11 protein-coding genes are annotated in these 14417 nt (G+C 56.5%); 2 read left to right on the top strand and 9 right to left on the bottom strand.

Annotated features, from left to right (window positions below; genetic code table 11):
- Window positions 1–8: 8 nt before the first annotated feature.
- The 9 genes from FQB27_RS06925 to FQB27_RS06885 form a co-directional block, all read right to left on the bottom strand.
- Window positions 9–2738: a sensor histidine kinase gene (locus FQB27_RS06925; protein ID WP_169560183.1), complete on the bottom strand. Its 2730-nt coding sequence runs from the start codon at window positions 2736–2738 to the stop codon at window positions 9–11.
- Window positions 2731–3018 (bottom strand): hypothetical protein, encoded by a 288-nt coding sequence (locus FQB27_RS06920; RefSeq protein ID WP_169560182.1) that lies wholly within the window; start codon window positions 3016–3018, stop codon window positions 2731–2733. The genes FQB27_RS06925 and FQB27_RS06920 overlap by 8 nt, the downstream gene beginning before the upstream one ends.
- A gap of 29 nt (window positions 3019–3047) precedes the next feature.
- Window positions 3048–3446, bottom strand: a complete 399-nt coding sequence (locus FQB27_RS06915; RefSeq protein WP_169560181.1) for a response regulator transcription factor — start codon at window positions 3444–3446, stop codon at window positions 3048–3050.
- 210 nt (window positions 3447–3656) lie between these two features.
- Window positions 3657–5597: an acetate--CoA ligase gene (acs, locus tag FQB27_RS06910; RefSeq protein ID WP_169560180.1), complete on the bottom strand. Its 1941-nt coding sequence runs from the start codon at window positions 5595–5597 to the stop codon at window positions 3657–3659.
- A gap of 166 nt (window positions 5598–5763) precedes the next feature.
- Window positions 5764–6480 (bottom strand): ABC transporter ATP-binding protein, encoded by a 717-nt coding sequence (locus tag FQB27_RS06905; RefSeq protein WP_169560179.1) that lies wholly within the window; start codon window positions 6478–6480, stop codon window positions 5764–5766.
- Window positions 6480–7238, bottom strand: coding sequence for an ABC transporter ATP-binding protein (locus tag FQB27_RS06900; RefSeq protein WP_169560178.1), 759 nt, complete (start codon window positions 7236–7238; stop codon window positions 6480–6482). Before FQB27_RS06900 ends, FQB27_RS06905 begins: the two co-directional genes overlap by 1 nt.
- A gap of 10 nt (window positions 7239–7248) precedes the next feature.
- A complete protein-coding gene (locus FQB27_RS06895; RefSeq protein ID WP_169560177.1) occupies window positions 7249–8397 on the bottom strand; it encodes a branched-chain amino acid ABC transporter permease in 1149 nt (382 codons plus the stop codon).
- A 1-nt stretch (window position 8398) separates the two neighbouring features.
- Entirely contained in the window at window positions 8399–9415 is a 1017-nt protein-coding gene (locus FQB27_RS06890) for a branched-chain amino acid ABC transporter permease (RefSeq protein WP_169560176.1), read from the bottom strand.
- Window positions 9416–9532: 117 nt separating this feature from the next.
- Window positions 9533–10879 (bottom strand): substrate-binding protein, encoded by a 1347-nt coding sequence (locus tag FQB27_RS06885; RefSeq protein WP_240953426.1) that lies wholly within the window; start codon window positions 10877–10879, stop codon window positions 9533–9535.
- A gap of 197 nt (window positions 10880–11076) precedes the next feature.
- On the opposite strand from FQB27_RS06885, the gene FQB27_RS06880 reads away from it, so the two are divergent.
- Both FQB27_RS06880 and FQB27_RS06875 read left to right on the top strand, forming a co-directional pair.
- Window positions 11077–12693, top strand: coding sequence for a helix-turn-helix domain-containing protein (locus FQB27_RS06880; RefSeq protein WP_169560175.1), 1617 nt, complete (start codon window positions 11077–11079; stop codon window positions 12691–12693).
- A gap of 109 nt (window positions 12694–12802) precedes the next feature.
- Complete coding sequence (locus tag FQB27_RS06875) at window positions 12803–14413, top strand: ABC transporter substrate-binding protein (RefSeq protein WP_169560174.1); 1611 nt, start codon at window positions 12803–12805, stop codon at window positions 14411–14413.
- Window positions 14414–14417 lie beyond the last annotated feature (4 nt).

Below are 14417 nucleotides of genomic sequence, written 5' to 3'. Positions count from 1 at the left end.
GTCCCCTGTCACGACTTGGCCATTGGAATGGTAAAGAAAAACCCGACCCCTCCCCGATCCAGATTTTCCGCCCATATCTCCCCACCGAGAAAGGTAACAATCTGCTTGCAAATGGCAAGGCCAAGCCCCGATCCTTGTGGCTTCCCCCCGGCCGGGGACAGGGTTTGCCGGAACCGTTCAAAGATAACCTCTGTCATCGGGGCCGGAATGCCGAAACCGTTATCCTCCACACCAACCAGAAGCGCTTCCGCCTGACGGGTTACACGAATGCGGATAACCCCCCGCTCACTGTCACAAAATTTGATGGCATTCGAGATCAGGTTGACGATCACCTGTATCAGTTGATCCCGGTCCGCCCGGACAAAGGGCAGATCATCCGGCATGTCCATTTCCAGCCGAATATCCTTCTCGTGGATCAACGCGTTGAGGGCGGCCACGGCCTCCTCAATGGTGGTGGCCACATCCACATCCCGAAGCGACCAGTCCATGCGTCCAGCCTCCAGCTTGGCAAGGTCCAGAAGCTGGTCAATAAGGCGGGTCAAACGCTCGCTTTCCTTGATAATGATGGACAGGAACTGGTCCCGCTGGGGACCGGATACGGTGGGATTGTCCTGAAGGATTTCCGCAAAAGCCCGAAGGCTGGTCAGCGGGGTTCGAAGTTCATGACTGACCATGGACAGGAAGTCATCCTTCAGGCTGTCCAGTTCCTTCAACCGCTCATTCGCAGTGCGAAGCTGGGCGGTGGCTTCCTCCAGTTCGGCCGATTTCTGTTCCAGCTTGTGGCTATATTCGATCACCTGACTGGTCTCGTCCAGAATGCGGTAGACCTCGTCCAGACTGACAATCTCGCCTTTCACGATCGACCCGATCATGACCCGCGCCGTGGCCGAACCGATGGAGCCTGCCAGCAGTCTTTCGGCAAAATCAAGCAGTGACGCATCCACCTGCTGGTTCTTTTTCAGGCTGATGTTCCGCGCCGCAGCGAACGCATCAAACGCCTCGGCGACCCGCTGGACCCCGACAAAGCGGCCAACCAGTTGTTGCAGATCCCCAATGGTCGCCGTCCCCCGCCAGTAGCTGCTGTCGGCGGCGTCATCCGCCCCCCGAAACACATCCACGAACTGGACCGCCTGAATGCGTTCAATGGCGGTCTGTTGGGTCAGGATCGACATCAACCAAAAGGCCCCGATATTGACCAGCATGCTCCAGAACAGGGCGTGTGTCAGACGGTCGAACCCCTCCAGCCCGAACAGGGCGTAGGGCTTCAGCCACCAGATGCCAAAGGCGCCATGCTCAATAAAGCTGACAGGCAACCAGCCGGACTGCGCGAAAGAAGGCAGCAACAGGGTATAGAGCCACATCAGGAAACCCAGCATAAGCCCCGTCAACGCCCCCGAATAGGTGGCGTTTTTCCAGAAAATACCGCCAATGATGGACGGGGCAAACTGGGCGGCGGCGGCAAAGGACACCAGTCCGATGGTCACCAGAGAGTAGCTCTCGCTGGCAAATCGGTAATAGCCGTATCCCAGAATGAGGATCACCACGATACTGATCCGGCGGATAGCCAGCAGCAGCCCTGTCAGGTCTGCCGTCTTGTTGATATTGGCCCACCGCCACCGCAGCAAAAGCGGCATCACCAAATCATTACAGACCATTGTCGCCAGCGCGATGGAGGCAACGATCACCATGGAGGTGGCCGCCGACAATCCCCCTACAAAGGCGAACAGCGCCAGAACCGGATAGTCGTAATACAACGGCACCGTCAGAACGAACATGTCCGCATCCACCGGCGTCCCCGCAAACGCAAGCCGCCCGCCGATGGCAATGGGCAGGACAAACAGGTTGATCACCAGCAGATAGAGCGGAAACAGCCAGGTCGCCTTACGGATATATTCCTCATCCGGGTTTTCAACAGCGGTAATATAGAACTGCCGCGGCAGGCAGATAATCGCCGCCATGGATAGCAGGGTCATGGTCATCCACTGGCTGTACCCGCTTCCCTGACTGACGGTAAAAAGGCGCGACAAGGCCGGATCGACCGAGGCCCGCTGGAAAATATCGGTAAAGCCATGGAAAATGCCATAGGTCACAAACAGCCCCACCGCCAGAAACGCAATCAGTTTGACAACGGATTCAAACGCAATCGCCACCACCAGCCCTTCATGATGCTCGCTGGCATCCAGATGGCGGGTCCCGAACAGGATGGCAAACAGGGACAGGGCAATGGCCACCACCAGCGTCGTATCCACAAAAAAGAGAGGATCGACCGGTTGCGCGGGCATACTGCCAGCGGAGGATGTCACCAGAATACGAAAACTGTTGCCGATGGATTTCAGTTGCAGCGAGATATAGGGCATGGTGCCGACAACCGCGATGATGGTGACCAACCCTCCCAGCGTTGATCTTTTGCCGTAGCGGGAGGCAATAAAGTCGGCAATCGAGGTAATGCGCTGCTGCTTGCAAATCCGGATGATCTTGATCCAGAGCGTGGACCACAACACAAACACCAGTGTCGGCCCCAGATAGATGGGCAGAAAGCTCAACCCCGTGGTAGCCGCTCGCCCGACACTGCCATAAAAGGTCCAGGATGTGCAGAAAACAGCCATGGACAGGGTAAAAACATAGGGGTTTCGGTGAAATATCCGCTTGGCCCGCTCGTGGGTGTCCACATACTGGGCAATGGCAAATAGAAGCCCCAGATAGAGGGCGGATACCGCAAGGACCAGACCGCTAGACATCGGTGGCATCCTCGGGCCTGCCGGCAGGCCTCTCCCCCCGCCCGAAAAGGGGCAGGTTGGCCCTGTCCGGTTGATCCGGGCCGGGCAGGCGCTTGCGGGCACCGATCGCCATGAACAGGATCACCACAGCCCACAGGCCATACAGGAACAGAAAACTGAGGGGGAAGCCGAGAAACAGGGATTGTTTGTCAAAAACGATGATGACCGGCGGCACAATGCCCAGCAGAAAGAAACTGAACAACAGGATCGACCATTCCTTCTTTCTGCCGCTTCGCTTCATCCGCCTGTCCGTCCCTGTTCCGGCTGCATTCAGGTTCTAGGGGGCGGGGAGGCCGGGGCCCCTGTTAGAAACATCCTGTTCACCAACTCACCAAGGTTCCGGGTTGAAAACGGTTTTGTCACAAATTCGTCGGCGCCCAGTTCCAAAGCCTTGTTCCGGTCCGCATCCCGGCTTTTCGCCGAAAGCATGATGATCTTGACCTTGTGACAGGCCGGGTTGGCACGAATGGCCTCACACACGGCGAACCCGTCCCGTTTGGGCAACATGATATCCAACAGGACAAGGTCGGGGACGTAATCCTCGATTGCCCGCAGGGCCTGATCACCGTCAGAAACCACCCGGACAGTGAACCCCGCCTGCCGCATGATAAACTGCAAGGACAGCACAATATTCGGCTCGTCCTCTACAACAAGCACAGTATGAGACATACTGTCGATAACCCCTCCCATGGCACGGTACAGCCGTCAGTTCAGCCAAGGGGATGAATGACCATCCCATTAATTCGATTTTTCTTTATTATTTATCACTATACCGCGTCCCGGAACAGTGTCAAAGCCGTGCATGGAGAATAAAAAACGGGCTTCCGAAATCATCGGAAGCCCGCATATTCACACCGCTTTTTCCGGCAGAGCCAGAACCTAACGGTTCATCCGGTTTTCGATCAGATCGTCAACCACAGCCGGGTCTGCCAATGTGGAGGTATCCCCAAGGCTTCCGAAATCATCCTCTGCCACCTTGCGCAGGATACGGCGCATGATCTTACCAGAGCGCGTCTTGGGCAATCCCGGCGCCCACTGGATCAGATCCGGTGCGGCAATCGGTCCGATTTCCTTGCGCACCCAGTTCACAAGATCCTTCCGCAATTCCTCGGACGGCTCATTCCCGGCCATCAGTGTGACATAGGCATAAATACCCTGCCCCTTGATGTCGTGGGGATATCCGACTACGGCGGCCTCGGTCACTTTGGGATGGGCGACCAGTGCGCTTTCCACCTCGGCGGTTCCCATGCGGTGACCAGAAACATTGATCACGTCATCCACCCGACCGGTAATCCAGTAATACCCGTCCTTGTCCCGGTGGGCACCGTCGCCGGTGAAATATTTACCGGGATAGTTGGCGAAATAGGTATCCACAAACCGCTTGTGATCGCCATAAACGGTTCGCATCTGGCCCGGCCAGCTATCGCGGATACACAAGACACCTTCTGCCTCGCCGTCCAGTTCATTGCCCTCGTTATCGACAATAACCGGATCAATCCCGAAGAAAGGCCGCGTTGCCGATCCGGGTTTCAGGTCGGTTGCCCCCGGCAGCGGGGTAATCAGAATACCGCCGGTTTCGGTTTGCCACCAGGTATCCACAATGGGACAGCGGCTGTCCCCAACCGTTTCATAGTACCAACGCCAGGCTTCCGGGTTGATCGGTTCCCCAACAGATCCCAAAAGACGGATGGACGAACGAGAGGTTTTCTTGACCGGTTCGTCCCCGGCCTGCATGAGGGCGCGGATCGCCGTCGGCGCCGTATAGAAGATATTGACCTGATGCTTGTCGCACACTTCCCAGAAACGGGACATGGTGGGGTAATTTGGAACCCCTTCAAACATCAGGGTGGTCGCGCCGTTGGCAAGCGGCCCATAGAGGATATAGCTGTGGCCGGTCACCCAGCCCACATCGGCGGTGCACCAGTAGATATCGCCGTCATGGTAATCGAACACATACCGGTGCGTCATGGCCGCATAGACCAGATAGCCGCCGGTGGTGTGCAGAACCCCTTTCGGTGTCCCGGTGGAGCCGGAGGTGTACAGAATAAACAAAGGGTCCTCTGCACTCATCTCTTCCGGTGGGCAATCCTCAGAGGCGGTTTCCATTTCCTCGTGATACCAGACATCCCGGCCTTCAACCCAGTTAATGTCATTGCCGGTCCGCTTCACAACCACACAGAGGGTACATTTCGGGCAGTTTTCCAGCGCCTTGTCCGTGTTCACCTTCAAGGGAACGATCTTGCCGCCGCGCACCCCTTCATCAGCCGTGATCACACAATTGGAATCGCAATCCTGAATCCGGCCTGCCAGCGCATCCGGGGAAAAGCCACCAAACACAACCGAATGAACGGCCCCGATCCGGGTACAGGCCAGCATGGCAATGGCCGCCTCGACGATCATCGGCATATAAATGGTGACGCGGTCGCCCTTCTTGATCCCGCGAGCTTTCAGCACGTTGGACAGCTTGCACACTTCCCGGTGCAACTCGCGGTAAGTCAGGGTCTTGTCATCGGTGGGTTCATCCCCTTCCCAGATAATCGCGGTCCGGTCGCCCTTTGTTTCCAGATGCCGGTCAATGCAGTTGGCGCTGACATTCAGCGTCCCGTCATAGAACCAGCGAATATGCAGGTCTTCCTTGTCGTATGAGACATCCTTGACCAGCGTGTACGGCTTGATCCAGTCAATCCGCTTGCCATGTTCCCCCCAAAAAGCTTCGGGGTTCTCGATAGAGGCCTTGTACATGGCCTCATAACTTGCTTTATCCGCCCAGGCTGAAGACGCCAATTCGCTGGAAACCGGATACAATTCGTGTATGGACATTTCCTTTAATCCCTAAACTTGTCTGCAGCACACATGCAGACAAAAAATTTGTTTTGTATTTTTCGGTATTTCAAACAATTCAAAAGTGTTTGTCAAACGCTTGCTGAGAAACATGCCGCCCCCTTGGGGGGCGCCAAACACTCTTTATAAAATTCCAGATTTCCGGCTAAATTGCCAGATATTCGTGCCGCAGTTCCACATCATCCAGAACCTGTTGGGCTGTCCCGCGAAACGCGATCTGCCCCATATCCAGAATAAGCGCCTTGTCGGCAAGCTGAAGGGCCGCAACCGCGTTCTGTTCAACAATGATGGTGGTAATGCCCATCTTCTTGACTTCTTTCAGGATGTTTTCGATTTCGTGCACGATAACCGGCGCCAACCCTTCATAAGGTTCATCCAGAAACAGGATTTTCACATCCCGCGCCAAAGCCCGTGCCACGGCCAGCATCTGTTGTTCCCCGCCGGACATGGTGACCGCATCCTGATGGCGCCGCTCCCCCAGCCGCGGAAAATGATCGTAAATCCGCTCGATCGCCCAGCCCCGTGGCTCGGCCACCTGTGACAGGATCAGGTTCTCCTCGACGGTTAGTCCTCCGATGATCCGGCGATCCTCGGGCACCAGTTGAATGCCCGCCTGCGCCGCCTGAAAGGATTTCATGCTGTGGACGGCCTGACCATCCAGATAAATCTCGCCGCTGGCAAGATGCGGGTTATCGACACGGGCAAGGGTTCGGAGCGTCGAGGTCTTACCCGCCCCGTTCCGGCCGAGAAGCGCAATGATCTCCCCTTCCTCCACATCGAAGGAAACCCCTTGCACGATATAGGATTCCCCATAATAGGCATGGATATCCCGAACGCTGAAAAATGGTGTTCCACCTGACATCAGTGAGCCCCTCCCAGATACGCCTCTTTTACCTTCGGATCTTCGCGGACCTCTTCCGGTGTTCCCCCGGCGATGATCTGCCCGCGTGCCAGAACACTGACCCGGTCCGCCAGACTGAACACCACATGCATGTCATGCTCGATGATGATTTTCGTCATGCCGCGGCTCTTGATTTGCTTCAGCAAGTCGATCGTCCGGTTGGTATCGTGACGGGACATTCCGGCCGTTGGCTCGTCCAGCAACAACAGGCGTGGCCGCAGGATCAGGCACATGGCCAGTTCAAGCCGCCGTTTGTCGCCGCGGGACAGACTGCCCGCAATATGGTGCATCAACTCCTGCAGGCCCACATCCTCCAGGATATGCTCTGCCTCGGCCCGCAGTTCTCCCTGCGCGGAAAGCTGTTGGTATCCGTTAAGGCGGAACGCCCCATCCCGTTTCGAGAAGGCCGGGATCATGACATTTTCCAGCAGGCTCAGTTCCGGGAAAATCTCCGGGGTCTGGAAAACCCGCGCCACGCCAATCTGGGCAATCTCGTGAGGTTTGCGGCCTGTCAGTTCATGCCCATCGAAAGTCACCTTGCCCATGTCCGGCTTCAACCGCCCGACACACACATTCAGAAGGGTGGACTTTCCGGCCCCGTTCGGGCCGATAATGGCGTGGGTTGTCCCCTCCTCCACTTGCAGGTTCACATCCTTGAGGGCACTGAGGCCACCGAAATTCTTCTGGATATTGTCCAGGTGAAGAACCAGTTTTTCCATGATCTACTCCCTATTCACCCGGCTGGTTTTGTGAAGAAACCGTTTTGTTATCCGCCACCGGTTGACGGGATGACCTGAATTTTGAAATCACCCTGTCGATCCCTTCCATGATCCCTCCGGGAAGGAAAATCACGACAACCATGAACAACAGACCCAGCGTCAGATGCCAGCCGCTACCCACGAACAGACCAAGGACAGACACGACAACCTCGCTGACGCTGTCTGGCAGGAATGAAAAGATGTCGGCCAGCACATTGTTGTTGAACGCCGAGAAGATATTCTCGAAATACTTGATCAGTCCGGCCCCGATCATGGGTCCGACAAGGGTGCCTACACCGCCAAGAATGGTCATCAGCACCACTTCACCCGATGCGGTCCACTGCATCCGTTCTGCCCCGGCCAGTGGGTCTGTTACCGCCAGCAGCGATCCGGCGAGCCCCGCATACATCCCCGAAATCACAAAGGCCGTCAGGGCATAGGGACGGGTATTCAGCCCCGTATAGTTCATGCGGTTCTGGTTGGACTTGATCCCCTTCAGCATCAAGCCAAACGGCGAGCGGAAAATGCGCATGGAAATGAAGAAGCAGATAATCAGCATGACGGCGCAAAAGTAGAAGCCCGGATATCCGCTCATTTTCATGCCGAACAGGTTGGTGGACGGCAGGCCCGCCCCGGCCTCGACAAACAGGCTGTCGATAATGCGGGGGTCCTGCTGCGACAGTTGCAGGCCCGTTTCCCCGTTGGTGATCGGCGTCAAAACTGAATAGGCCAGATTATAGGACATCTGCGCGAAGGCCAGCGTCAGGATGGAAAAGTAAATCCCCGTCCGCCGGAGGCTGAGGAACCCGATAACATAGGCCAGCAGCCCCGCGAACAGCACCCCGAAAATAACCGCCGGGATCGCGTTCATGGTGAACAGCTTGAAAGACCAGACCGCCGCATAGGAGCCGATCCCCAGAAAGGCCGCATGCCCGAAGGACAGATAACCGGTCAGACCAAACAGGATGTTGAAGCCGATGGCAAAGATGCCGTAAATGGCGAATTTCTGAAGCAGGTCGGGATAGTTGGCGCCCAGCGGCTCAAGCCACAGGGGCATGGCCAGAACCACGCCTGCGAAAATTGCAAACCGGGTGAGATCGTTCATCGTACCGTTTTTCATCTTAATCATCCATCACGCCAGCGCGCCCCATAAGTCCGCGGGGCAGAACCAGCAGAATAACAACCGCAACCAGATAAATGACGATCTGGTCGATACCCGGCAGAACCGCCTTTACCTCGGTCATTGAGGCAAAGGATTGAATGATACCGAGCAGGAACCCGGCAAGAACAGCGCCCCCGAGGGAGCCCATGCCGCCCACAACCACGACCACAAAGGACAACACCAGAAAATCCATCCCCATGTGATAGTCCGGCGGCAGGACAGGCGTGTACATGACACCGGCCAGCCCTGCGACAATGGTTGCCAGCGCAAAGACCAGCGTAAAGCGCCGCTCGATATTGATGCCGAGAAGGCCAACGGTTTCCCGGTCCCGCATGCCGGCCCGCACCACCATCCCGTAGGTGGTGAATTGCAGGAAGGCGAACACGCCAAAGATAACCACCCCGGAAAACAGCAGATAGACAATGCGCCACCACGGATAGACAACGTTCTGCCCCAGCCCGAGCCAGCTTCCGATATCCGCACTGCCGGACAGAATTTCCGGGGCGGTCTGCGGGATCGGGTTGGCCCCGAAATAGGCCTTGATCACTTCCTGAATAACAATGGCAAGGCCGAACGTAACCAGAATCTGGTCTGCATGGGCGCGCTTGTAGAAATGCTTGATCAGCCCCCGTTCCATGGCGATCCCCACAAGGATCATCACCGGTATGGCCAATAGAATGGACAGGGGAACAGAATACTCGATCAGGGTGTGCCCCATGTCGGGAAACCAGATTTCAAGATAGGGCTGTTCCTTGTAGGCCTTGAACAGGGTAACGCTGGTATCCTCAACCTTGGTGGAGAGGGTCATCAGCTTGTTCAGGGAAACGGCGCAAAACGCCCCCAGCATGAACAGGGCCCCGTGAGCAAAGTTCACAATGCCAAGCGTTCCAAAAACAAGAGTCAGGCCCAGCGCAATCAGCGCATAGGCGGCTCCCTTGTCGAGACCGTTCAGTATTTGTAGAAAAATGGCGTCCATCAACACTTACCTTTATGGGGGCCCTTGGTGGGTCAACGCCCTGTCAGGGCAGGAATTGTCCTGAAAAAGGGCGGGCCGGAATCCCCTACAATTCGACGGCCCGCCTTCAAGTCACTGTCAGACCTTGTACGGGCCGAGTTCGCCCCCGAAGATCTTCCAGTCATACTCCACCTGGGAGCGAGGGGTTTGCTCGACCACCTGCAGAAGGTCAAACTGGCTGGTGGGATTCTGGTTCCCGCGCACGACCAGTACATCCTTGAAGCACTGGTGATCCTCGGCGCGATATTCGGTCGGGCCATTGCCCATGCCGTCGAACTTGAACCCTTCCAGCGCCTTGATCACTTCCGGCGGATAGAAGGTGCCCGCCATTTCACAGGCATTGGCATAGAGCAAGGTCTGGACATAACAGGTGTGGGCAGCCATGGACGGCGGCGCACCATATTCGGCACCGAACGATTTCACGAAGGCTTGCGATCCTTCATCCTGCAGGGACCAGTTCCAGTTGGTCGATCCCAGAATTCCCTTGATCGCATCGCCTGCACCCTGCGCCATGAGACGCGAGAAGAGCGGCACGACAATCTCGAAATTCTTGCCATTTGCCTGTCGGTCACGAAGGCCGAACTGAACCGCCTGTGTCAGCGAATTGATCATGTCCTTGCCGTAGTGGTTCAGGATCAGCACATCGGCGCCGGAGTTGAGAACCGGGGTGATATATTGCGAAAAGTCGCCGGCACCGACCGGTGTTTTGACCGTTGCAACGGTCTGCCAACCCAACTGTTCGGTGGTATCCTTCATGGACTCTTCCTGTGTCCAGCCCCACGTATAGTCGGCTGTCAGGTGATAGGCCCGGCGTTCCTTGCCATATTCCTTTTCCAGCACGGGGCCAAGGGCACGGCCGGACATATAGGCATTGAAGAAATGCCGGAACCCGTAACGGCGCTTGTCCTTACCGGTTGTATCGTTGGAATGGGTCAGGCCGGCCATGAAGATGACCCCTTCTTCCTGACAGAGGGACTGAACCGCGATCGCAACACCGGAGGAGGACCCGCCGGAGATCATCAGAACCTGTTCCTTTTCGATCATCCGCTTGGCAGAGGCCCGGGCCGCGTCAGACTTGGTCTGGGTATCACCGGTGGCGTAACTCACCTTTTTCCCCAGAATACCATTGCCCTTGAGGGAGGACGGCGTAAAGGTATTCAGCATCCCCCCGTCGCCTTCACCGTTCAGATGCTTGACCGCCAGCTTGAAGGCGCGCAATTCGTCCTTGCCTTCTTCCGAATAGGGGCCTGTCTGCGGCACGTTAAAGCCCAGCTTTACCTCGGACGCATTGCCTGGATTGTTCCGGAACTCGGCCCCAAAGGCATTGCGCATGAAAAAGGTTGGTGTTGCCGCAACCAGCCCCGTGGCCGCGCCGGCCCGCAAGAGGCTGCGCCGTGAAAAATCAAACTTACCGTCTTTCGTCATGTGTTTTCCTCCCATCATTCCCCGGAGCCCATGCCTGCCTGCCCGATGGCGACGGCACCATGCACAACCTTTTCGGGAGGTGTAAAAATTTCACACATCCATGACAAAACCAACATATACGCAGTTTTCAGGCGTATTTTTATGATAATTTTGAAAATTAAGTTTTGTAAATTTGTAAATTGATGTAAAAACAAGACATGTCTAAAACATCACTTGCGGGTGGCAAGATCCGGCTTCTTCGCAAGGAAAAAGGGATCAGCCAGACCGAGCTTGCCGATCAACTGGGCATTTCCTCCAGCTACCTGAACCTGATCGAGCACGGGCGGCGCTCACTGACGGTGCCGCTGCTGCTCCGGCTCAGCAATATCCTGAAGGTCGACCCTCACCTGTTCGCCCCGCAAAAAGACAACCAGTTAATCGCAGAAATCCGCGAAGCGCTACAAGACCCTCTCTTCACCCACAATCCGATAGAAGAAGACGCCATCACCACCCTTGCCAGCGACTTTCCCGACGCCGGGCGCCATCTGGTCACACTTTACAAAGCCTACAAGGGGGCCGTGAAGGACCTGCAATTCATGACCGAGCGGCTGACGCAGGACAGTCTGCTGGCGGATTCCTCGTTTCGGCTGCGCACCCTTGTCACCTCCATCCTCTCGCTGACCGAGATCATGCACGACAATGAAGACCTGAAGCCTGAACAACGACAGGAATTTCTGGATATCGTCCTTGCAGACAGTCGTTCCCTGACCGATACGGTCAATGAGATGCTGGGTGTGTTTGGCGGTGATCTTGTTCAGGAACAGGGTTTCACCCCCTCCCCCGCGGAGGCAGCCACCGACTTCATTCAGTCCAGCAACAACTATTTCGGGGAACTGGAGGACGCGGCAACAGACCTGCTGCGCACCCTTCAACCCAACGCCCCGCCGGAAATTCCAGACCTGACCCGGCATCTGGAAACCGTGTTCAATGTCACCATCGACTATGCCACCCGCGACCGACACGCCACGGAAATTTCCCTGTTCGATGATCGCAGCCGTCACCTGATCCTGCCCCGGGCCCTGCCCCCTTCCAGCGTCAGATTTCATCTTGCCCTGCTGATCGGGCAGTTGGCCCATGGCGACCTGTTCAATACGATCCTTGATAATTCCGACCTTGCCAGCGGCCCGGCCCGGGAAAAAGGCGCGGCGGCGCTGGCCAACTATTTCGCGGGTGCCTGCCTGCTCCCCTATGACCTGTTCCTGAAAGCCGCAGAGGAACTCCGCTACGATATCGAGGTTCTGCAGCAACAGTTCGGCGCCAGCTACGAACAGATCTGTCACCGGCTGACCACCCTTCAAAAGCCGGGCAACAGCGCCATTCCCTTTCACCTGATCCGCACGGATGTGGCCGGCAACATCTCGAAACGGTTCAGCGCATCGGGTCTGCGCATTCCCCGATACGGCAATGCCTGCCCCCGCTGGGTGGTGCATGCGGCGCTGCTGACACCGGGCCAGATCCAGACGCAAATTTCAGAAATGCCCGATGGGCACCGCTTCTTTGCCATTGCCCGGACGGTGACCAAACCCAGCCTCGGCTTTGCCCATCCAAAACGCCACTATGCGCTCAGTCTGGGATGTGACATTGCCCATGCCCACCGAATGGTATACGCCGACGGGATCACCCTCACCGCCCCGCGAACGGTCATGCCGGTCGGGATTTCCTGTGGCCTGTGTGACCGGGAAAACTGCACCCACCGGGCAGCACCGCCGCCGTCCCGCCTGGTATCCGGCAAGCCGGGCAGCCGCAACCTCTCCCCCGGCATCGGCGATTTGTAGGGCCGCAGAAAGGCTCTTGCAAATTCCTGACCAAATGGTCAATGTTTATCGAATATACATCCGCACAGACCGGGCGTATCAAAATTCAATAAATGGGGGAGACATTTACATGAAAATCAGAAAGCTGATAGCAGGGGCAGGATTTTTGGCCGCCTCGCTGGCCGTTGCGGTGACACCAACCACGCAATCCGTCGCGGCAACGCCAGACGACATGCTGGTGATTGCCAATCGTATTGATGACATGGTCCAGTTGGACCCGGCTGAAATTTTCGAGTTTGCCGGAATGGACCTGTCCCAGAATGTCTATGACCGGTTGGTCTCCTTCGATCCGCACGACCTGTCAAAAGGGGTTGTTCCCGGTCTGGCGGAAAGCTGGACACTGGGGGACGATGGCATGACCTATACCTTCACCATGAAGTCCGGCATTTCCTTTCATTCAGGCAACCCGGTCACAGCATATGACGCGGAATTTTCCCTCCGCCGTGCTGTCCTCCTTGCCAAGACCCCGTCGTTTATCCTGACCCAGTTCGGTTTTACGGCGGACAATATCAATGAAACCATCAAGGCCGTTGATGACAAGACACTGGTGATCAAGACAGACAAGAAATACGCGCCGTCCTTTGTGCTGAACTGCCTGACAGCGGGTATTGCCGCCATTGTCGACAAGAAGCTGGTGATGGAGAATGAAAAGGATGGTGATCTTGGCCATGAATGGCTGCGGACCAATTCCGCCGGCTCCGGCGCCTACAAGCTGGTCAAGTGGAAGCCCGGCGATTCCTATATTCTGGAAGCGGTGCCCGGCTACTGGCGCGGGGACGCCAAGATGAAACGGGTTGTGGTGCGGCATGTGGCGGAATCCGCCACCCAACGCCTGATGCTGGAAAAAGGGGACATTGATGTCGCCCGAAACCTGAGCGCCGAAGATGTGAAATCTGTTGAAAGTGCCAGCGGAGTTGCCATCGACAACGACCTGCGCGGCCGGATCATGTATTTCTCGCTCAACCAGAAAAACCCCGTTCTTGCCAAGCCAAAAGTCCGTCAGGCCTTCAAGTATCTGGCCGATTACAAGGGCATGGCCGACAGTTTCCTCAAAGGGCAGTATACCGTCCATCAGGCGTTTCTTCCCCTCACCTATCTGGGTGAGTTGAAAGACCAACCCTTCAGCCTGAATGTGGAAAAAGCCAAGGCGTTGCTGGCGGAAGCCGGACATGCCGACGGGTTCGAAGTTGAAATGATCGTGCGCAACGCGCAGGAACGTCTGGACATTGCCCAGTCGCTGCAGAACACCTTTGCACAGGCTGGCATCAAGCTGACCCTGTCCGTTGGGACGGGAAAACAGATCCTCGGCCGGTATCGTGACCGGGACTTCGATATTTATCTCGGCGCCTGGGGCCCCGACTATCCCGATCCTCAAACCAATGCCGATACGTTCTCTCACAATCCGGACAACCGGGATGAGGCAAAACTGACCGGGAAACTGACCTGGAGAAACGGCTGGGACATTCCGGAAATGACAAAGATGACCGACGCCGCCGTGGTTGAACTGGATACGGCAAAGCGGGCGGGCATGTATGTCCAGATTCAGAAGGACCATCAGGCTACGTCCCCGTTCGTGATCATGTTCCAAAAGATCGAACAGACCGGGCGGCGCACCAACGTCAACGACTTCATTACCGGTTCTGCCGTCAGCGACGTTCATTACTGGACCGTCACAAAGTAATCTG

The organism is Sneathiella chinensis (assembly GCF_012720115.1).
Taxonomy (GTDB): domain Bacteria; phylum Pseudomonadota; class Alphaproteobacteria; order Sneathiellales; family Sneathiellaceae; genus Sneathiella; species Sneathiella chinensis.
This window is presented reverse-complemented; position numbering and strand designations above follow the sequence as displayed.